Below are 21,306 nucleotides of genomic sequence, written 5' to 3' on the forward strand. Positions count from 1 at the left end.
CCGGACCCGGGGCGTAGCCCCAGTCGGGACAGGGGCGGGGTGGGGGAAACAATCCCGTCCGGCGATCGCGTACCGTTCAGCGGAAGACCACCGTGCGGTTTCCGTCCACCATGACGCGGCTCTCGCTGTGCCACTTGACCGCGTGCGCCAGCACCTGCGCCTCCACGTCCCGCCCGACCGTGACCAGCTCGTCCGGGTCGAGCGAATGATCCACACGGACCACGTCCTGCTCGATGATCTGCCCTTCGTCCAGGTCCGGCGTCACATAGTGCGCCGTGGCGCCGACCAGTTTCACGCCGCGCTCGTACGCCTGCTGATACGGGCGTGCGCCCTTGAAACTGGGCAGGAAGGAATGGTGGATGTTGATGGCCCGGCCCCCGAGTTGCTTGCACAGGTCGTCGGAGAGGATCTGCATGTAGCGGGCGAGCACCACCAGGTCGATGTCCAGATCGCGGACCAGCTCCATGAGGCGTGCCTCGGCGTCGGCCTTGGTGTCCTTGGCCACCGGGATGTGGTGGAACGGGATGCCGTAGGTCCCGGCCAGTTCCTCGAACTCCTGGTGGTTGGAGACGATGGCCGGGATTTCTATGTTGAGCGCGCCGGTGCGCCGGCGGAAGAGCAGGTCGTTCAGGCAGTGGCCGAACTTCGAGACCATGATGAGCGTACGGGTCGGGGTAGAGGCGTCCCGAAGAGTCCACGAGATCCGAAATGCCTCGGCGACGGGGCCGAATCGGTCACGCAGATTCTTCACGTCGGTGTCCGGGTCCGACACATCGAAGTGGACCCTCATGAAGAAACGGCCCTGAAGCCGCTCCTCGAACTGCTGGCTCTCCAGGATGTTGCCGGAGTTCCTGACCAGATAGCCGCTCACGGCGTGAACCAGTCCGGCCTGGTCCGGGCACGAGAGCGTGAGGACGTATTCACGGCCAGGTTGCGGTCGAGGGGACATGCACGGCCTCCGTTGGTGCGTATTGCACAACAGGGTGAGTGATGCGCAACATGGTCGGCCTGTCGTGGCCCTTGGTCAAGGGAGCCGGGGCAACGGGCCCAGGGGGCGGATCCGCCCGCCGCACCCTCTTGACGAAGGTCACACGTTCGGCCAGGGTGTTCCATCACAAGCAATGCGGTGCATCATGCGCAACGGAACTTCGCTCGAAGGGCTGCGCTCGTGGCAGATCTGTATCTGGACGGAGAATGGTGCGATCCGGTTGCCGGAGGCCACCGGGAGATCCGCTGCCCCGCAGACGGCACGCTGGCCGCGGTCGTGTCCGAAGGGACGCGGTCCGACAGCGGGGCCGCGATCGCCGCAGCCCGCCGGGCATTCGACGACGGCCCCTGGCCGCGCACCCCCGAGCGGGAGCGCGGTGCGCTGCTGCTGCGCACCGCCGATCTGATCGCGCGCGACGCCAAGGAGTTCGCCCGCGCCGAATCGCTGGACACCGGCAAGCGGCTGGTGGAGAGCGAGTACGACATCGCCGATGTGGTCTCCTGTTTCCGCTACTACGGCGGGATCGCGGGCACCAGCGCCGGCCGGGTGATCGACACCGGGCGCGACGACGCCGTCAGCCGCGTCACCTACGAGCCGGTCGGTGTCTGTGGGTTGATCACTCCGTGGAACTACCCGCTGCTCCAGGCGTCGTGGAAGGTCGCCCCCGCGCTTCTGGCCGGAAACACGATCGTTCTCAAGCCGAGTGAACTCACTCCCTCCACATCGATCCTGCTGATGCGGGTACTTGAGGAGGCCGGCCTGCCGGCCGGCGCCGCCAACCTCCTGCTGGGCACCGGCCCCGAGGTGGGCGCATCGCTGTCCGAAGACCCCGCCGTCGACATGATCTCCTTCACCGGCGGCCTGGACACCGGCCGAAGGATCATGGCCACGGCCGCCGCGACCGTAAAGAAGGTCGCCCTCGAACTGGGCGGCAAGAACCCCAATGTCGTCTTCGCCGACGCCGATTTCGATACCGCGGTGGACTTCGCTCTCACGGCCGTCTTTCTGCATTCCGGGCAGGTCTGCTCAGCCGGTGCCCGCCTGATCGTGGAGGACTCGCTGCACGACGCCTTCGTCGACGAGGTCGTGCGCCGCGCCGGGCGCATCCGTCTGGGCGGTCCCTTCGATCCCGAGGCCGATACGGGACCGCTGATCTCCGCACAGCACCGGGAGAGGGTCGAGGCGTATGTCGCGGCCGGCCTCGTCGAGGGCGCCGTACTGCGATGCGGCGGCAGCCGCCCGGAGGACCCCGCGCTCGCGGAAGGCTACTACTACCCGCCGACCGTGCTCGACGAGTGCCGGCAGGACATGCGCGTGGTGCACGAGGAGTCCTTCGGACCCGTGCTGACCGTGGAGCGCTTCAGCGGCGAGGACGACGCCGTACGCATCGCCAACGACACCGAGTACGGACTCGCCGGAGCCGTATGGACGCAGGACGCGGGCAAGGCCCAGCGGGTCGCGCGACGGCTGCGCCACGGCACGGTGTGGATCAACGACTACCACCCCTATGTGCCGCAAGCGGAATGGGGTGGCTTCGGGCACTCGGGCGTGGGCCGGGAACTGGGACCGACCGGTCTGGACGAATACCGCGAGCCCAAGCACATCTGGCAGAACATCCAACCCCGGCCGCAGCACTGGTTCCGCGGCTGAACGCCGAAGAGAGGTCGATCGTGGCCCCATCGCAGACTGAACTGCCACAGCGGCGCGGCACGTCCAAGGACCAGGACGCAGCCCCGGTCATTTCCGTGCGCGGGTTGTGGAAGGTGTTCGGGCCCAAAGCCGACCAGGTGCCGGATTCCGAGGAGCTGTGCGGGCTCACGCGCCGCGAGCTCATGGACCGTACGGGATGCACCGCCGCCGTACGGGATGTGAACTTCGAGGTGTCGCCCGGCGAGGTCTTCGTCGTCATGGGCCTGTCCGGCTCCGGCAAGTCCACGCTGGTGCGATGTCTCACCCGACTGATCGAACCCACCGCGGGGGAAGTCACCTTCGAGGGTGAGGACATTCGTGGCGCCGACGCCAGACGGCTGCGTGAGCTGCGACGCCGCAAGTTCTCCATGGTCTTCCAGCACTTCGGGCTGCTGCCCCACCGCCGGGTCCTCGACAACGTCGCGTACGGACTGGAGATACGCGGCATGGGCAGGGCCGAGCGCAACCGGCGCGCCCAAGAGGTGGTCGAACTCGTCGGCCTGGCCGGATATGAGAACTCCTACCCCGAGCAGCTCTCCGGCGGAATGCAGCAGCGAGTCGGTCTCGCCCGGGCGCTCGCCGGCGATCCGGACGTGCTCTTCTTCGACGAGCCGTTCTCGGCGCTCGACCCGCTGATCCGCCGCGACATGCAGAACGAGGTCATCCGGCTGCACCACGAGGTCGGCAAGACCATGGTGTTCATCACCCATGACCTGTCCGAGGCGCTCAAGCTCGGCGACCGCATCCTCATCATGCGCGACGGCAAGATGGTCCAGTGCGGCACGGGTGACGAACTGGTCGGCGCGCCCGCCGACGACTACGTCCGGGAATTCGTCCGGGACGTGCCCCGCGCCGAGGTCCTGACCTTGCGCTGGATCATGCGCGTCCCCGAGCCCGGCGACCCCCTCGACGGCCCGGAGCTGGGCCCGGACGTAGTGGTGCGCGAGGCGACGCGGGCGGTGCTCGCCGCCGACAAGCCGGTCAAGGTCGTCGAGGACGGGCGGCTGTTGGGCATCGTCGGTGACGAGGAGATCCTCGCGGTCGTGGCGGGGCAGGAAGGCGGCGCGTGATGGCCGTCATTGCCGAACCGGCCGTGCCGGTCGCGTCCGGACGCGGGGTCCGCCGCCGCACCGCGGTGGCCGCGATCCTGGTCGCCTGGCTGGTGCTGTTCGCCGTTCTGCGCGGGCGGCAGACCCTGGCGCTGGCGGCGGCCGACCTGACGGACCTGCACCGCTGGTTCAACTCGGTCAACGACACCATCGGGGCGAACCGCAACAGCAACCCGGTCTTCCTCTACTTCTTCAATGAGATCCGGCTGGTCATCGACACGCTCGTGACCTTCATCCAGTCACTGATCTCCCAGCCGTCGGGCGGGCGTCCGGTCCCTGCCATCGGCTGGCTGGGCGTCGTCGCCCTGGTCGGATACATCTCCTGGGCCTTCGGGAACATCCGCGTCGCTGCCCTGGCCGTGGCCGGGTTCGTCTTCTTCGGGCTGCAGGGACTGTGGCAGGAGAGCATGGACACCCTGGCCCTGACCCTGTCGGCGGTCGTCGTCTCCCTGCTCATCGGGATCCCGCTCGGTATCTGGGCGGGGATCTCCGACCGGGTGAACCGCGCCGTCACACCCTTCCTCGACTTCATGCAGACGATGCCGACCTTCGTCTACCTGGCCCCGCTGACGCTGTTCTTCCTCATCGGCCCGGCATCCGCCACGATCGCCACGCTCATCTACGCGGTGCCGCCCGCGATCCGCATCACCGCGCATGCCATCCGCGAGGTGCCCGCCACCACGGTCGAGGCCGCCGAGTCGCTGGGATCCACCCGGCGGCAGACGCTCACCAAGGTGCTGCTGCCCATGTCCAAGCGGACCGTCGTCATGGGTGTGAACCAGACCATCATGGCCGCGCTGTCCATGGTCACCATCGCCGCTCTGATCGACGCGCCCGGCCTGGGCAAGACCGTCGTCAAGGCGCTGCAGACCCTCGACGTGGGCGTCGCCTTCAACGCCGGCCTCGCCATCGTCGTCATGGCCATCGTGCTGGACCGGGTGACGACCGCGGCGGGCGACCGGGTGGAGGCCGCCAGGAAGCGCGGCGCCGGCCGCTTCGGGAAGTGGCGCCGGCCCCTGCTGCCGGCCGGCGGCGCGGCGACCGCGGTGTGCGTATGGCTGTCCCACACCTATGTGTGGGCGGCCGAGTTTCCCGGCGGCGCCGCGGCCGGCGGCGCCATCGCGCGTACGGCGGACTCGGTCAGCCTGTGGACGCAGGACACCTTCGGCGGACTGACCAACGGAGCCAGGGATCTGATCACCACGGGGCTGCTCAACCCTTTCGAGACGCTGCTCACCGAGTCCCCCTGGTGGCTGGTCGGCGCGGTCCTCGTCGCCGTCGGCGCCGTGCTCGGCGGGTGGCGCGCGGGTGTTACGGCCGTGGCCTGCGTAGCCCTGCTCGTCGCGACCGGCGTGTGGTCGGACAGCATGACGACGCTGGCCTCCACGGCGGTGGCGACCCTGATCGTCCTGCTGCTGGGTGTCGTAGTCGGCGTGTGGATGGGGCGCAGTTCCCTGGCCGACCGGCTGATCAGACCCAGCCTCGACGCGGGCCAGACCATGCCCTCGTTCGTGTATCTGGTGCCGTTCCTGGCGCTGTTCGGCGCCACGCGCTTCACGGCGATCACCGCCGCGGTCGTCTTCGCCGCCCCGGTGACGATCAAGATCATCGCAGACGGTGTGCGAGCGGTGCCGCAGACCACGGTGGAGGCCGCCACCGCAGCCGGCTCGAGTACCTGGCAGATCATCACCAAGGTCCAGCTCCCCATGTCACGCAGCGCCCTGACGCTCGCGACCAACCAGGGTCTGATCTATGTCCTGTCCATGGTGGTCGTGGGCGGACTGGTCGGTGCGGGCGCCCTGGGCTACGACGTCGTAGCCGGTTTCTCCCAGGGCGAGTTGTACGGCAAGGGCCTGGCGGCAGGCCTGGCCATCGTTCTGCTCGGGGTCATGTTCGACCGCATCACCCAGGCAGCGGCACGGCGGAGGGCGAGGACGCCCGGCGCCCGCTAGGCCGCCCACATCCCGGCGCTCACAGGAACAAGCACAGGAGGCAGCACAAGATGGGCAACTTCAGGACGCCATCGCGTCCCGCGGGACGGCGGGCCGCCATGGCCGGTCTCGCGGCGCTGGGCCTGGCCGTCGTCACCGGTTGCGGCGGCGCCAAGGTGGGCGAGTCGGGATCGGGTGCTTCGGGCGGTGTTTCCGGCAAGTGCGGCACGTTCAACCTCGCGGTCAACCCCTGGGTCGGATACGAGGCCAACGCGGCGGTCATCGCGTATGTCGCAGAGAAGGACCTCGGGTGCCAGGTCACCAAGAAGGACCTCAAGGAAGAGGTCGCCTGGCAGGGGTTCGGCACCGGCGAGGTGGACGCCGTCGTCGAGAACTGGGGCCACGACGATCTGAAGAAGAAGTACATCACCGACCAGAAGACCGCTGTGACGGCCGGCACGACCGGCAACAAGGGAGTCATCGGCTGGTTCGTGCCGCCGTGGCTGGCCAAGGAACACCCGGACATCACCGACTGGAAGAACCTCAACAAATACGCCGCCGACTTCAAGACGTCGGAGTCGGGCGACAAGGGCCAGTTCCTCGACGGCGACCCGTCGTTCGTCACGAACGACGCCGCACTGGTGAAGAACCTGGGGCTCGACTACAAGGTTGTCTACGGCGGCAGCGAGGCGGCGCTCATCCAGGCGTTCCGGCAGGCCGAGGCCAAGAAGACCTGGGTGATCGGGTACTTCTACGAACCGCAGTGGTTCCTCTCGGAGATCGATCTGGTCAAGGTGAATCTGCCGGAGTACACGGACGGCTGTGACGCCGTGGCGGAGAAGATCGCCTGCGACTATCCCGAATACCGGCTGGACAAGATTGTCGGCAAGAAGTTCGCCGACTCGGGGAGCCCCGCCTACGACCTCGTGAAGAACTTCACCTGGACCAACGAGGACCAGAACCTCGTGGCGAAGTACATCGCCGAGGACAAGATGTCGCCGGAGGCGGCGGCCAAGAAGTGGGTGGACGCCAACCGCGACAAGGTCGACGCCTGGCTCAAGAAGAGCTGATCCCCGGGACAGCCGACAAGCCCGTCTGCGGGACGGGCGAACAAGCACAGCCGTGCCCGGCGGGCTGCCATGGCAGCCCGCCGGGCACGGCTGTTTTCCGCCCCGGTCACGGCCGTTCAGGACCCCTTGACACCCATCTCGGCGACCGGCATCGTGAGTTGCGCAACCTGAAGCTTGTTGCGCTGAAAGCAACTGAACTGCTTGAAGGTGGAGGTGCGGCGATGGCGGGACCCCGAGTGGTCATCATCGGAGCGGGCGTCGTGGGAGCGGCGCTCGCCGACGAACTGTCCTTCGCGGGCTGGACCGACATCACGGTCGTCGACCAGGGGCCCCTCCCCGCCACCGGCGGGTCCTCGTCCCATGCGCCGGGGCTGGTCTTCCAGACGAACTCCTCGAAGACCATGACCGAGCTCGCCCGCTACACCGTCGAGAAGTTCCGCAGCCTCGACGTGGACGGGCAGCCCTGCTTCCTGCAGGTCGGGGGTCTTGAGGTGGCCACCACCCCCGAACGGCTGACCGAGCTGCGCCGCCGCCATGGCTGGGCCACCGCCTGGGGCATCGAAGGGCGGCTGCTCGGCCCCGAAGAGTGCGTCGAGCTGCACCCGCTGGTGGACCGCCAGCGCGTCCTCGGCGGACTGCTGGTCCCCACCGACGGCCTGGCCAAGGCGGTGCTCGCCGTCGAGGCTCAGATCCGGCGGGCCACCGAGCGCGGCGTCCGCTTCCTCGCCCGCCACGAAGTCCTCGACGTCGTACACAGCGAGGGCAAGGTCGGTGCAGTCGTCACGGACCAGGGAGAGATCCCCGCCGACATCGTCGTGTGCTGCGCCGGCATCTGGGGCCCGAAGATCGCCCGCATGGTCGGCATGAACCTGCCGCTGACCCCGCTCGCCCACCAGCTCGCCTGGACCGGCCCCGTCCCCGCGCTGGAAGGCCAGGCCGAGGAGGCCGTCCGTCCCATCCTGCGCCACCAGGATGGGGACCTCTACTACCGCGACCGTTTCGACCGCATCGGCATCGGCTACTACGGTCACCGGCCCATGCCCATCGCCCCGGAGGACATCACCCCGGTGGACGAGGCCGAACAGATGCCCTCCGTGCTGGAGTTCACCGAGGACGACTTCGCCGACGCCTGGGCCGAGACGCGGGCGCTGCTGCCCGCGACACGCGATGCCAAGATCGAAGAGGGCATCAACGGCCTCTTCTCCTTCACCACCGACGGACTGCCGCTGCTCGGCGAATCACCTGAGGTCAAGGGCTTCTGGGTCGCCGAGGCGGTATGGGTCACCCACTCCGCGGGCGTAGCCCGCGCGGTGGCCGAATGGCTCGTGGACGGTCACTGCTCGTCCTTCGATCTGCACGAGTGCGACGTGAACCGCTTCGAGCCGCACCAGCTCTCCGCGGAGTACGTCCTGGCCCGCGACTGCCAGAACTTCGTCGAGGTCTACGACATCCTCCATCCCCTCCAGCCGGCCGGCGCGCCACGGCCCCTGCGCACCAGCCCCTTCTACGCCCGCCAGCAGGAACTCGGCGCCTTCTTCCTGGAGGCCACCGGCTGGGAGCGGCCCCAGTGGTACGAGGCCAACGCCGCGCTCGTCGAAGGTCGTTCCGTCCCCGTCCCCAACGAGTGGGCGGCGCGCTACTGGTCGCCCGTCGTGGGCGCCGAGGCCCAGACCACCCGCGAGACCGTCGCGATGTACGACATGACGGCACTCAAGCGCCTGGAAGTGACCGGTCGCGGCGCCGCCGCCTTCCTCCAGCGGCTGTCCACCGGCAACGTCGACAAGTCGGTGGGCTCGGTGACATACACGCTGCTCCTCGACGAGGACGGCGGCATCCGCAGTGACATCACCGTCGCTCGTCTCGGCCGCGACCACTTCCAGGTCGGCGCCAACGGCAGCCTCGACCTCGACTGGTTCGGCCGACACCTGCCGGCGGACGGATCGGTCGCCGTACGTGACATCACGGCCGGCACCTGCTGCATCGGCCTGTGGGGCCCGCTGGCCCGCGAGGTCCTCCAGCCGCTCGCCGACGCGGACTTCTCCAACGGCGGTCTGAAGTACTTCCGCGCCAAGCGCGCTCACATCGGCTCCGTACCCGTCACCGCGATGCGCCTGTCGTACGTCGGCGAACGAGGCTGGGAGCTTTACACCACCGCCGACATGGGGCTGAAACTGTGGGACACCCTGTGGCAGGCCGCGCAACCCCTCGGCGGCGTCGCGGCCGGCCGCGGCGCCTTCAACAGCCTCCGCCTGGAGAAGGGATACCGTTCCTTCGGCACCGACATGACCTATGAGCACGACCCCTACGAGGCGGGGCTCGGCTTCGCCGTCAAACTCGACAAGGAAGACTTCATCGGCAAGGCCGCGCTGGTGCGGCGCAAGGCGGACGTACGGCGCCGACTGACCTGTCTGACCATCGACGACCCGCTGGCCGTGGTCATGGGCAAGGAGCCGGTCTACGACGGCGACCGCCCCGTCGGCTACGTCACCAGCGCCACGTACGGCTACACGATCGGCAAGGGCATCGCGTACGCCTGGCTGCCCGCCGAGCTCGCCACGACCGGCCGCACCGTGCACATCGGCTACTTCGACCAGCGCGTGGCAGCGGTCGTCGCCGAAGAGCCCCTGTTCGACCCCTCCATGTCCCGCCTGCGCGGCTAGCGGTTGCGGGCGAACGTTCCGCTGGGGCCCTCTCAGGAGGAGCTCCGGGGGAGTAACAGGGTGGGCACAACCGCCCACCGGGCCGCACCCGGACGACAACGCTACGAGAGGAGCACATCGTGAGCGTCCTGACCGGCGGTACCGACGTCCACCTGGTCCTGGTCGACCTGCGCAACTCCGAACTGGACGGCAAGCAGGCCGAGGACCTGCTCCACGAGATCGGCATCACCGTCAACCGCAACACCGTCCCCTTCGATCCCCGCCCGCCCGTGGTCACCTCGGGGCTGCGCATCGGCACCCCGGCTCTGGCCACCCGCGGCTTCACCGACGAGGACTTCGCCGAGGTCGCCGACGTGATCGCGCTCGCTCTCCAGCCTGTGCCAGCCGTCGCCGCGCTCCGCGCCCGTACGGAGGCGCCGGCCGCCAAGCACCCGCTGTACCCACACCTTTCAGGAGACGCCCGATGACCCCCCGCACCCCGGGCGCCGACCTCCCCGAGCACCCCGACCGGCTGTGGCGCACACCCGAGCCGAAGCGGTCGTACGACGTGGTGATCGTGGGTGGCGGCGGCCACGGTCTCGCGACCGCCCACTACCTGGCGAAGAACCACGGCATCACCAACGTGGCCGTCCTGGAGAAGGGCTGGCTCGCGGGCGGCAACATGGCCCGCAACACCACGATCATCCGTTCCAACTACCTATGGGACGAGAGCGCCGGAATCTACGAGCACGCCCTCAAACTGTGGGAGGGGATGGCGGACGAACTCGACTACCCGATCCTCTTCTCCCAGCGCGGTGTGCTCAACCTCGCCCACAGCCTGCAGGACGTCCGCGAAAGCGTGCGCCGCGTCGAGGCCAACCGGCTCAACGGCGTCGACGCCGAATGGCTGGACCCGGATCAGGTCAAGGACGTCTGCCCGATCGTCAACATCTCGCCCGACGTGCGGTATCCGGTGATGGGCGGCACCTACCAGCCGCGGGCCGGAATCGCCAAGCACGATCACGTCGCGTGGGGGCTGGCCCGCTCCGCCGACGCCGCCGGCGTCGACATCATCCAGAACTGCGAAGTCACCGGCATCGACATCCAGGGCGGACGGGTCGTCGGCGTACAGACCACGCTCGGCCCCATCGCCGCCGGCAAGGTCGCGCTCTGCTCGGCCGGACACACCTCGGTGCTCGCGGCCATGGCGGGCTTCGAGCTGCCGCTGCAGAGCCACCCGCTGCAGGCCCTGGTCTCCGAGCTGCTGGAGCCGGTGCACCCCACCGTGGTCATGTCCAACGCCGTGCATGTGTACGTCAGCCAGGCCCACAAGGGCGAGCTGGTGATGGGCGCGGGCATCGACTCGTACAACGCCTACACGCAGCGCGGCGCCTTCCACGTCATCGAGCACCAGATGTCCGCCGCCCTGGAACTCTTCCCGGTCTTCGCCCGCGCCCATGTGCTGCGCACCTGGGGCGGCATCGTCGACGTCAGCCCCGACGCCTCGCCGATCACCGGGCTCACCCCGGTCGACAACCTGTACCTCAACTGCGGCTGGGGCACCGGCGGCTTCAAGGCCACCCCCGGCGTCGGCTGGGTCTACGCCCACACCATCGCCCACGACACCCCCCACCCCCTCAACGCCCCCTTCTCGCTCGACCGATTCGCCACCGGAGCGCTCGTCGACGAGCACGGCGCGGCCGCGGTCGCCCACTGAGGAGCCGAATCGATGCTGCTCATCCCATGCCCCTGGTGCGGGCCCCGTGACGAGGCCGAGTTCCACTACGGCGGTCAGGCCCACGTGCCCTATCCCGAGAACCCCGCCGCCCTGACCGACCAGGAGTGGTCCCGCTACCTCTTCTTCCGCGCCAACCCCAAGGGCCCGTTCGCGGAGCGCTGGAGCCACACCACCGGCTGCCGCCGGTGGTTCAACGCGGTGCGCGACACGGCGACGAACGAGATCCTGGCGGTGTACCGAACGGACGAACCACGCCCGGACCTGGGTCGTGGGCCGTCGTTCCGCGAGGGCGAGCGCAGCGACATGGGGGTGCCCCCACGCGGAGCTGTGGGGGTGGGTGGGCACAACCCGCCCACCGTGCCGCACCCGGCGAGGGAGCCCGAGGGGTCCGGGGTCAAGCCCCCGGTCCCGGGAAGGGGCGGGGTGACGGAGAACCCTGCGGCCACCGAGCCGCAGACGAGCACGTACCCCGAGCCCCAGCGCGGCCCCCAGCCGTTCCGCCTGAGCACCGGCGGCCGCATCCGCCGCGATCAGCGGCTCAGCTTCGTCTTCGACGGCACCGCATACGAGGGCTTTCGTGGCGACACCCTCGCCTCCGCCCTCCTCGCCAACGGCGTCATCCAGACCGGCACCGGCATCAAGCTCGGCCGCCCGCGCGGCATCTTCTCCGCCGGAGTCGAGGAACCCAACGCCGTCGTACAGATCGAGGAGCCCTTCCCGGAGCCCATGCTGCCGGCGACGGTCGTGGAGCTGTACGACGGGCTCGTCGCGAGCAGCCTGCCCGGGCAGGGACGGCTTGCCAGCGCGCCCGACCCCGCGCGCTACGACGCCGTCCACGCCCACTGCGACCTGCTCGTCGTCGGCGCGGGACCGGCCGGACTCGCGGCCGCGTCCGCCGCCGCAGGCAGCGGGGCGCGCGTCATCCTCGCCGACGACCAGCCCGAACCGGGCGGCAGTCTCCTGGGGACAGGACAGCTCCTGGACTGGGCAGGCGAGACAGCCGCGCGGCTCGCTGCCGAGCTCGAGGTGCGTGTACTGCGCCGCACCACCGTCTTCGGCTACTACGACGACAACCACGTCCTCGCCGTCGAGCGCCGCACCAACCACCTCGGCGGCGCAGCCCCCGGGCATGTCTCCCGCGAGCGTGTCTGGCGCATCCGCGCCCGTCGAGTCGTCCTGGCCACCGGAGCCCACGAGCGCTCGCTGGCGTTCGCCGACAACGACCGCCCCGGCGTGATGCTGGCGGCCTCGGCCCGTACGTACGCCCACCGCTACGGCGTCCTGCCCGGCCGCCGCGCCGTCGTCTTCACCACCAACGACAGCGCCTACGCGGCCGCGCTCGACCTGGCGGCGGTGGGCGTGGACATCGCGGCGGTCGTCGACACCCGCCCCGAGCCCGGGGAGTGGGTGCGCCGCACCCAGGACGCCGGGATCGAGGTGCTGACCGGCCACGCAGTGGTGGGCACCGAGGGCGGCACGCGCCTCACGGCGGTGACTGTCGCCCCGTACGGAGAAGTGGCGGGGCGCCGCGAATTCGCTGCCGACCTGCTGCTTGTCTCGGGCGGCTGGAACCCGGTGGCGCACCTGTTCAGCCAGGCGGGCGGCAAGCTGCGATACGACGAGGCACTCGGCTCGTTCGTGCCCGACAGCTGCCGCCAGGCCGTCGAGGTCGCAGGCTCGGCGAACGGTGTCCTGGACCTGCCCGGCGTCCTCGCCGAGGGCGCCGCCGCCGGTGGCCGCGCGATCGAGGCCGAGGGCTACGAGGCCGGCACGCCCCGACTCCCTGCCGCCGCCGACGGACCGCACTCCCCGCCCATGCAGGTCTTCGTCGTCCCCGGCGTCCTCGGCGCGCCCCGCTTCGTCGACCTCCAGCGTGATGTCACCGTCGAAGACCTCGCCCGTGCGACCGGTGCCGGTATGCGCTCGGTCGAGCACACCAAGCGCTACACCACCGCCGGCACCGCCAGCGACCAGGGCAAGACCTCCGGGGTCCTGGCCAGCGGCACCGTCGCCCACCTGCTGGGCGTGGACATCTCCGCCCTCGGCACGACGACCTTCCGCCCTCCCTACACCCCCGTCTCCTTCGCCGCGCTCGCCGGTCGTGACCGCGGCGCGCTCCACGACCCCGTCCGCGTCACCGCGCTGCACGACTGGCACGCCGACCACGGCGCCTTTTTCGAGAACGTCGGTCAGTGGAAGCGACCCTGGTACTACCCCCAGGACGGCGAGGACATGAAGGCCGCCGTGCTCCGTGAGTGCCGCGCCGCCCGCGAGGGTGTCGCGTTCATGGACGCCTCCACCCTGGGCAAGATCGACGTGCAGGGGCCGGACGCCTCCGTCTTCATCGACCGGCTCTACACCAACATGATGAGCACCCTCAAAGTCGGCATGATCCGCTACGGCGTCATGTGCCGCCTCGACGGCATGGTCTTCGACGACGGTACCGTCATCCGCCTTGCCGAGGAGCGTTTCCTGGTCACGACCACGACCGGCAACGCGGCCGCCGTACTGGACTGGATGGAGGAATGGCTGCAGACCGAGTGGCCCGATCTGCGCGTCCACTGCACCTCCGTTACGGAGCAGTGGGCCACAGTGGCCCTCGTCGGCCCCCGCTCCCGCGAGCTTCTGGCCTTCCTTGCTCCTGAACTGGCCGTCGCGAACGACGGCTTCCCCTTCATGGCGTGGCGAGACACGACTGTCGCGGACGCCCCGGCCCGGGTCTGCCGGATCAGCTTCTCCGGCGAACTGGCCTACGAGATCAACGTGTCGCCGTGGGACGCCCGCGCGCTGTGGGAGGCGCTGTACGAGGCAGGGGGCCCGTTGGGCATCACCCCGTACGGCACCGAGACCATGCACGTCCTGCGCGCCGAGAAGGGCTATCCGATCATCGGCCAGGACACCGACGGCACGGTCACCCCGCAGGATCTCGGCATGAGCTGGGCGGTGTCCAAGAAGAAGCCCGATTTCGTGGGCAAGCGCTCCCACGCACGCGCCGACACGACACGTCCCGACCGCAAGCACCTCGTCGGCCTGCTCCCCGAAGACCCGGACGCCTTCCTCCCCGAGGGCACCCACCTGGTCGCCGACAGTGTGCTTCCCGCGCCGCCGGTGCCGATGCTCGGCCACGTCACCTCCAGCTACCACAGCGCGGCGCTCGGCCGGAGCTTCGCGCTCGCCCTGATCAAAGGGGGCCGGGACCGCATCGGCGAGCGCCTGTACGCGCCGGTGGGCGACCGTCTTGTTCCGGTGACGGTCGCGAGTCCCGTCCTCTACGACCCCGAGGGAGCCCGCCGCGATGGCTGACACCGCAATCCGCCACAGTCCCCTGGGGCACGCCGCCGACCGCTTCGCCGCTGCCACCCGCGCCTCGGGCGGCGACCTGCGCCTGGCAGAACTGCCCTTCCTCGCCCAGGTGAACGTCCGGCTCGACCCCAAGGGCCCGGCTGCCGACGCCGTCGAGCTTGCTCTGGGGCTCCGACTGCCCCTCGCGCCCAACACCGTCGTGCACGCCGGTGACCGCTCCGCCCTCTGGCTCGGCCCCGACGAATGGCTCGTCGTGGGCCCGCCCGGCAGCCGCGCCGACCTGGCTCACCGGATCCGCGACGCCGCGGGCGAGGGGCCCGCCGCCGTCACGGACGTCTCCGCACAGCGCACCACCGTGCTCGTTACGGGCCGCCGCGCTCGCGACCTGCTGGCGCACGGCTGCCCGTTGGACCTGCACCCGCGTGCCTTCGGCCCCGGGCGCTGCGCCCAGACCACCCTGGCCCGCGCGCAGGTGGTGCTGGTCCCACGGGGCGAGCCCAGAGCGGGGTTCTGGCTGCTGGTCCGGTCGTCCTTCGCCGGATACCTGGCGGACTGGTTGCTGGACGCAGCGTCGGAGTACGTGTGACACGTAGCGTCCACTCATGGCCCCCGGGCAGATGGACCTCTTCAGCGATGAGGTGGGGGTTCCGGTCAGCGCGCGTTCGCCGGGCGCTGCTGCGCCGGGCGAACGACGACGCTCGGGCAGTGCGGCTTGAGCCGCTGGACCGGGCTGAAGGTGCGTCAGAAGAGTCAGCGTTCGGTCAGCATGAGTCCTGAAAGACCTGGGGAAAGCTGACCGAACATGCGAATCGTTGTAGTCTCCTGAAACCGCCCTTGACCTGCGGGAAGCAGGCAGGGAGCGGACATATCGGGAGTATTCGCATGCTTCGTACCATGTTCAAGTCCAACATCTGACATCTGGAAGTTTCCGCAGGTCAGCGGTGTGGCATCGGGGTTTTGGTCAGCAATCGGTCAGCATCAGCCGCTTGGGTTGTTCGCGGAGGCACACCAGCTGGCGGTCGTGCATGTTGCTGGCGCGGGGGCTTGTCGGCGCGCCGTGACGGCCTGTGACACGTGTAGCCCGACGTCCTTGAGGCCGCCGCCCGGCCCGAGGGCCAGGCTCTGACAGCCTGGCTTTGGCGCCTGGTTCCGAGAGTGCCTGTCACGACTGTGACAGGCATCACGGCACCGTGAACCAGCAGATGTCACCGGAGTCGGGCAACCGGGAATACGCGTCGACCTCTGCTGTGATTCGCGCCAAAGCCCCGGCCTTGTCCGAATTCCATGGCAGGAAGGGGTCCTGTTCCGACTCCGTCAGGTCTCCCGGTCGCGCCCCGGCGTCGTACAGATCGGCGACGATCCGCAGGAGCAACCCCAGCTGTTCCTCGAACGTGGCGCCCCGTCCGAGCAAACTCCCCACGGCTCCGCTGACGACCGAGAAACCGAGCCAGTCGTCGTGTGCGTACTGGCAGAGATAGTCCAGCTCTCGGCGGTACGCCTCGTCATTCACCATCGCTCAGTCCCCATGCTGTGGGATGTGGAATCGTTTCATGTCCAGCCCGTCCACGTCGTTGTAGTCAATGGTCGCTCCGCCGGACTTGCTGAACGGCCGATAGGTCACGGTCGATTTAGGGTCGTCCGACAACTGCCACACCTCGATATTGCCCTTCGGCGTGGGCTTGACCTCGGGATCGCCGAGTTTCGCGTGCAGGTCCAGGCGGATCCTCTCCAGCTCCACGTCGTCGACCATCCTGACGCCAGGGCTGTCCTCCTCACCCCTCATCTTGCCGTCGCTGTCGACGGCGGTCTCGCGTGCGGAATCATGCCGGACCTGGTCATCGGGGTCGAGGCACTTCAGTCCCAGCGGGTCCAACCAGACGAAGGGGTTGGGCACGAAGGTGTGGTGGTTGGGCGCGGCGCTCAAACCGAGTGGGTCGGGTGAGGCATAGCCGGCGAACTGGGGGTCGTAGTAGCGGAAGCAGTTGTAGTCGAGGCCTGTTTCCTGGTCGCGATACTGGCCCGGGAATCGAAGCGGGCAGACGACCGGTGTCGCGTCTGACGGCATTGGGAGGTCTGCGCCCCATACCGTCGTGCGGAACTGCCAGCCGATGCGGCCGTCGGGGGTCACCAGCTCCATCGGGGTGCCGACGAGGTCCGTGACGATCGCGTGGAAGCGGGCGTCGAACTCCTCCTGGGTGTGGTGGTCGGCCTGCGCCAGGGGACGGTGCGTGCCCGGTGCGTAGTCCCAGGTGGTGGTGTGACCGTCCAAAGTGGCCTGCTCGACCAGGCGGGTGCCGTCCCACGTGAAGGTGGTGCGTTCCACGACCGCGCCGCCGGGATCGAGGCGCGCCTTGGCGGTGCGCCGGCCGAGCGGATCGTAGGTGTACTGCCAGCGGTCACCGTCCGGAGTGGTCGCGTCGGTGAGACGGTCTTCCGCGTTCCAGGTGAAGGTCCACGTGCGTCGCTGTCCACTCAGGAGTTTGCGGACGCGGCGGACGAGCCGCCCCTGGCCGTCGTGCTCGTACAGCGTCCGGCCGACGCGCCGGATCAGGGTTCCGCTGAGCTCGTGGTCGCCGTTTGCGGGATGGTCTGGCACGGAGGTGTGCGCGAGGTTGCCGAGGTCGTCGTAGGCGTACCGCTCGGTCCAGCCGTACGCATGGACGGCCGTGACCCGGCCGATGGGATCGAGGTCGAAGCGCCGGGTCCCGTTGGTCAGCTCGCGGATCTCGGTGACGTGGTCGTCCGCCCGATAGGCGTACGAGCGGTGCTGGAGGAGGGTCTGGCCGGCGTCCGGGCGGCTGGTGAGCGACTGAGTCGTCAGACGGTCGACCGCATCCCAGGTCTGCGTGAGGACGACGTCGTCGCCGAAGGTGCGGGAGATCTCGCGCCCCACCGCGTTGTACCGGAAGTCCAGCTGGCTGCCGGCGGTCCTGAGGGCCATGGGCCGGCCTTCGGCGTCGTACGTCCATTCGGACAGCGCGCCGGCGGGCGTACGGCGCGAGGTACGGCGGCCCCGAACGTCGTGGGTGTAGGTGCTGGTGGCGCCGTTGGCCGACTCGCTGACGAGCCGCCCGAGGACGTCGTACGTCCTGTGGATCTCGACATCCGGGTTGGTAGCCATGACCAGGCGGCCCGCTGCATCGTAGGCGTGCACCGTCTCGGTGCCGTCGTCCGCGCGCCGGACCGTTGCCCGGCCGAGGGCGTCGCGGGTGAAGCGGAGTGTCTCGCCTGCCCCGTTGGTACGGGAGACGAGCCGTCCAGCTGGATCGTAGGCGTAGCTGAGGCTCCGGCCGTTGAAATCCGTCTCGGAGATCAGGCGGCCGGCGGCATCGTAGTCGTAGTTCCAGGTCAGGCCCTGGGGATTGGTGACCTGCTTCAGCCGTAGCTCAGTGTCGTAGGTGAAGGCGTACCGCGTGCCGTCCGGTTCGGTGCGGGTGGCGGGTAGGTCGAAGTGCGTGTGGGTGTGGCGCGTGGTGTTGCCGGCGAAGTCCGTGTGTTCGACGAGGTTGCCCTCGCCGTCCCATTGCCAGGTCTCGCGGGTACCGTCCGCCCGCTCCCTCCATGCGGGCTTGCCGTCGATGGTCCAGCCCTGCCTCGTGGTACGCCGCAGGGGATCGGTCACGGCGGTGACGCGCCCGTGGGGGCCGCGGCGGACGGACGTGGTGTAGCCGAGCGGATCTGTGACCGCCATGGGAAGACCGGCATCGTTGGTGGCGATGGCGGTGGTGTGGCCCAGCTCGTCCGTGACGCGGTTCAGGTGGCCGTGGACGTCGTACGCGTACTCGGTCCGGGCGCCCGCCGGGTCGACGGTAGACGTACGGTTGCCGCGCGCGTCGTAGGTGTGACGCCACAGCGCGCCGTCGGGCTCCCGTACTTCCACAGGCAGGCCCAGCTCGTTGTACGCGGCTGCTCCGGTTGTGCCGTCCGGGCGCTGCACACTCAACAGGCGTCCGCAGTCGTCGTACGTGTAGCGGGTGACGTGGCCGAGGGGGTCCGTCACGGCGAGCCGAAGCCGGTTGGTCTCGTCCCACTCGGTGCGCGTGGTGTTGCCCAGGGGGTCCGTCTCGGCGACGACCTTGTGCGCCTCGTTGTAGACGTAGGTGGTCCGGTTGCCGATGGAGTCGGTGTAGACCGTGGTGCGGGCCGCGTCGTCGTAGTGGAGGCGGCCGGTCATCATGCCGTCCGAGCCGACGGTCCGCAGCACACGCCCGTGCCGGTCGTAGACGTAGCCGAACTTCGTGCCGTTGCGGTCGGTCCAAGAGGTAATGCGGTGGTCGGCGTCGTACGCGTAGCGCAGCGACTCGCCCGTGGAGTTGACGACCTCGGTGAGGTCACCGGCCGCGCTGTAGCCGAAGGAAGCCAGGGTCACGCTGCGCTCGTCCGTGCCGGGGCTGAGCAGGCGCAGGGAGGTGACGCGCAGCTTGGCAGGGTCGGTGTCCACGGCGATGCGGTAGCCGCCGGAGTGGACGATGTGCTCGGGGTGGCCCTCCGCGGTGTACCCGATGGTGATGCGATGGTCGTTGCGGTCCGTGATGGCGTGGAGGGCGAGTTCGGTCGCGTCGGCCGCCGGCAGGGGCGCGAAATGCAGGGTCCGTCCGCGCTCCGGCAAATGGATGGTCATGACGCCGCCGGGCTTCCCGTCCCAGCGCAGTGGCCAGCGCGGGCCACTGACGGGCAGGGTGTCCGCTTCGGGGCGCGGAACCGGGTACCGCAGCAGCATCCCGTCGTCGGCGACGTAGACGATGCCCTTGGCGTCCATTTCCAGGCGTTGGTCGAGGGTTGCGGCCCACGTTCGGCCGAACCAGCCGCCGCAGGTGTGCCCGGAGACGAAGCTGCGTGCAAGGACGAGGGGGAGGGCTGCGGGAAGGGAGACGTCGGTGGCGGACGTGACCATCTCGCCCGTGGCCACGTCGATCGGTTCGCCGGTGGTGCACTTGTCGTCGCCGCACTTGTCGTACTTACCCGGCTGCCCGTCCACTCGGCCGCCGGCGCTGCCGTCGCGACGCAGGGCGCTGCCGCGGTCGGTCAGGCGCTTGAGAGCGGCCTTGGCCGCGCTGCCGCCGCGCACCAGTGCGCCGCCGCCCCCGGTGGCGAGGGCGAGCAGGAGGTCGGGGCTCAGCTGTCCGGCGGCACGCGCCGGGTTGCGCGACCATTCGTCCCAGTTGAGGACGGCCTTGGCGAACTCCGTCGGATGCTGTGCACCGTAGGCGACCCCGTCGGCCATTCCCGCGAGCTGCATGGCGAAGCCGTTCAGGTCCTTGTCGGCGAGCGGTTCGACGAGGTCCACGAGGCCGTCCACGCCGTCCTTGAAGCCACCCCAGTAGTCGCCGGCGGCGGCCTTCACCGCCGCCCAGCCCTTAGGTTTGTCCGGGGCCTCCTTGGCGCCGTTGTTGAGCTTGCGCTCGGAGGCGTCCACGACGGCCTGGAGCTCTTCGATGAGTTTGTCGAGCCGTCCGATGCAGCCGGTCATGGCGGCCGTGCCCGGGTCGCTTTCCGAGGGGCGTTCGGGGAGGGGGTCGTCGTGGCGCTCCACGGCGTCGTTGTACGTCTTGACGTCCTGCCAGTACTTCTTGGAGGCCGCCCTGGCCTCGTCCGCGTCTTCGATGATCGGCAGGCACAGCTTGTGCACCGCGCGGAGCTTGTCCGCGTAAGCGTCGAGGGCATCCGCGGCATCGAGGAAGTGCTTGTTGGCCGAGGTTAGCTCTTTGGGAAGTCGTTCGGTCGCCTGCTTGAAGGCGCTCGCACCCTCACCGGACCATTCCTCGAACTCCAGGACCTGGAGCTGACTGACGCCGTCGTGGAACGCCCCGGCGTATGCACGCAGTTCGATGACCAGATCGTCGACCTTGTCCGGATCGCCGTAGATGAGGTCCTTGGGCGTGCTGCCCGCGGGTATCCGCTCCGGGGCGGGCCTGTCGTCCAGCACTATGCACTCACCTCGGTGGGGTCCGGCGGCCACTCCTCCTGCAGGAGTGCCTTAGGCGGGTCGAACGTGGGCTTGCCGACGTGCTCCCAGGTCCACTTGCCGACGCTGCCGGCGGGCAGCTTGGCGATGTTGTCCGGGGTCGGGGAGAAGTTTTCGACGGCCAGCAGGTCGGCAAGGATGTAAGCGGCGATCACCTCTTGGAGGCGTGCCACCACCTCGTCGGCATGCTCGGCGACCTGGCCCATGCCGAAACCCCAGGCCGAAAGAAAGCCCTTTCCGGAGTTGAGGATTTCGAAGGTCGCATTCCCTTGGAGATGCGCCGCGAGTCTGTCCTTGTGGTCCTTCACCATGCGCGCGGCAACGACCGACTCCTCCAAGGGGTCGATCATCTTCCGCACGGCAGTGAACTGGATCGAGTAGCCGCCGCCGGGTGCTGTGCCGTCACCGCTCTGGCGTCCGTACATGGCGTCATGACTGGTCAACGCCCTGATCCTCCGTCGTCCCGCAGGTTCCTGCCCTCCGTGGTCTCCACTTCGCGCAGCGCCTCCACATTCAGCAGAAAGGGGCGCTCGCCGAGCGGGTCGACCAGGGCCCGCACCCCATCAGGCAGGAGTTCGACGATGTCTCCGACCGTGGTCGACGCCCAGGCGCACGCTCCTGCGAAGAGAGCCAATCCCTCCACCGAGGTGAACAGGGGTACCAGTGGCCCGGCCTCGGTCTCGGAGACCAGGAAGCCCGGCTGCTCGGGCCGTTGGAAGTACAGGCGCATCTCACGAGCGGCAGCGAGCTTCTCCGCTTCCGACATGCGCGCGACCGTTTCCTGGCGCACAAGGTCGGCCAAGGTCATCCGGCCACCGGGCTGTTCGACACCGCCCCCGTTCATGCTCATGTCATGCATGATCACATATTCGTG

13 protein-coding genes and 1 pseudogene are annotated in these 21,306 nt (G+C 69.2%); 9 read left to right on the forward strand and 5 right to left on the reverse strand.

The features are described 5' to 3' along the window. Window positions 1–76: 76 nt before the first annotated feature. The gene (gene purU, locus OG509_RS31575) at window positions 77–949 is read right to left on the reverse strand and encodes a formyltetrahydrofolate deformylase (protein ID WP_406186028.1); all 873 of its coding nucleotides are present in this window, start codon (window positions 947–949) and stop codon (window positions 77–79) included. A gap of 219 nt (window positions 950–1,168) precedes the next feature. Between purU and OG509_RS31580 the strand changes: the two genes are divergently transcribed. The 9 genes and pseudogenes from OG509_RS31580 to OG509_RS31620 all read left to right on the forward strand — a co-directional run bounded on the left by OG509_RS31580 (window position 1,169) and on the right by OG509_RS31620 (window position 15,053). Next, window positions 1,169–2,638, forward strand: a complete 1,470-nt coding sequence (locus tag OG509_RS31580; RefSeq protein WP_406186029.1) for an aldehyde dehydrogenase family protein — start codon at window positions 1,169–1,171, stop codon at window positions 2,636–2,638. Window positions 2,639–2,658: 20 nt separating this feature from the next. Further along, the gene (locus OG509_RS31585; protein ID WP_406186030.1) at window positions 2,659–3,747 is read left to right on the forward strand and encodes a glycine betaine/L-proline ABC transporter ATP-binding protein; all 1,089 of its coding nucleotides are present in this window, start codon (window positions 2,659–2,661) and stop codon (window positions 3,745–3,747) included. Continuing rightward, window positions 3,747–5,738, forward strand: coding sequence for an ABC transporter permease (locus OG509_RS31590; protein ID WP_406186031.1), 1,992 nt, complete (start codon window positions 3,747–3,749; stop codon window positions 5,736–5,738). Before OG509_RS31585 ends, OG509_RS31590 begins: the two co-directional genes overlap by 1 nt. A 50-nt stretch (window positions 5,739–5,788) precedes the next feature. Next, complete coding sequence (locus OG509_RS31595) at window positions 5,789–6,787, forward strand: ABC transporter substrate-binding protein (RefSeq protein ID WP_406186032.1); 999 nt, start codon at window positions 5,789–5,791, stop codon at window positions 6,785–6,787. Window positions 6,788–7,008: 221 nt separating this feature from the next. Next, window positions 7,009–9,447 (forward strand): FAD-dependent oxidoreductase, encoded by a 2,439-nt coding sequence (locus OG509_RS31600; protein WP_406186033.1) that lies wholly within the window; start codon window positions 7,009–7,011, stop codon window positions 9,445–9,447. A gap of 110 nt (window positions 9,448–9,557) precedes the next feature. After that, window positions 9,558–9,914, forward strand: a pseudogene (locus OG509_RS31605) (serine hydroxymethyltransferase); the annotation flags it as partial. Continuing rightward, the gene (locus OG509_RS31610; protein WP_406186034.1) at window positions 9,911–11,143 is read left to right on the forward strand and encodes a sarcosine oxidase subunit beta family protein; all 1,233 of its coding nucleotides are present in this window, start codon (window positions 9,911–9,913) and stop codon (window positions 11,141–11,143) included. The pseudogene OG509_RS31605 and the gene OG509_RS31610, both read left to right, overlap by 4 nt. Before the next feature lie 12 nt (window positions 11,144–11,155). Further along, window positions 11,156–14,467, forward strand: coding sequence for a sarcosine oxidase subunit delta family protein (locus OG509_RS31615; protein WP_406186035.1), 3,312 nt, complete (start codon window positions 11,156–11,158; stop codon window positions 14,465–14,467). Beyond that, complete coding sequence (locus OG509_RS31620) at window positions 14,460–15,053, forward strand: sarcosine oxidase subunit gamma (protein ID WP_406186036.1); 594 nt, start codon at window positions 14,460–14,462, stop codon at window positions 15,051–15,053. The genes OG509_RS31615 and OG509_RS31620 overlap by 8 nt, the downstream gene beginning before the upstream one ends. A gap of 594 nt (window positions 15,054–15,647) precedes the next feature. On the opposite strand, the gene OG509_RS31625 is transcribed toward OG509_RS31620, so the two are convergent. The 4 genes from OG509_RS31625 to OG509_RS31640 are packed head-to-tail and all read right to left on the reverse strand — an operon-like array spanning window position 15,648 to window position 21,282. Further along, window positions 15,648–15,980, reverse strand: a complete 333-nt coding sequence (locus OG509_RS31625) for a hypothetical protein (RefSeq protein ID WP_328619681.1) — start codon at window positions 15,978–15,980, stop codon at window positions 15,648–15,650. A 3-nt stretch (window positions 15,981–15,983) separates the two neighbouring features. Continuing rightward, complete coding sequence (locus OG509_RS31630) at window positions 15,984–20,393, reverse strand: putative T7SS-secreted protein (RefSeq protein ID WP_406186037.1); 4,410 nt, start codon at window positions 20,391–20,393, stop codon at window positions 15,984–15,986. Next, window positions 20,393–20,875 carry a hypothetical protein gene (locus tag OG509_RS31635; RefSeq protein ID WP_406186038.1) on the reverse strand — a complete coding sequence of 161 codons (483 nt, stop codon included), beginning with the start codon at window positions 20,873–20,875 and terminating at the stop codon, window positions 20,393–20,395. Before OG509_RS31635 ends, OG509_RS31630 begins: the two co-directional genes overlap by 1 nt. Then, complete coding sequence (locus tag OG509_RS31640; RefSeq protein WP_406186039.1) at window positions 20,872–21,282, reverse strand: SseB family protein; 411 nt, start codon at window positions 21,280–21,282, stop codon at window positions 20,872–20,874. The genes OG509_RS31635 and OG509_RS31640 overlap by 4 nt, the downstream gene beginning before the upstream one ends. Window positions 21,283–21,306 lie beyond the last annotated feature (24 nt).

This window comes from Streptomyces sp. NBC_01006 (assembly GCF_045162725.1).
Classification (GTDB): Bacteria; Actinomycetota; Actinomycetes; order Streptomycetales; family Streptomycetaceae; genus Streptomyces.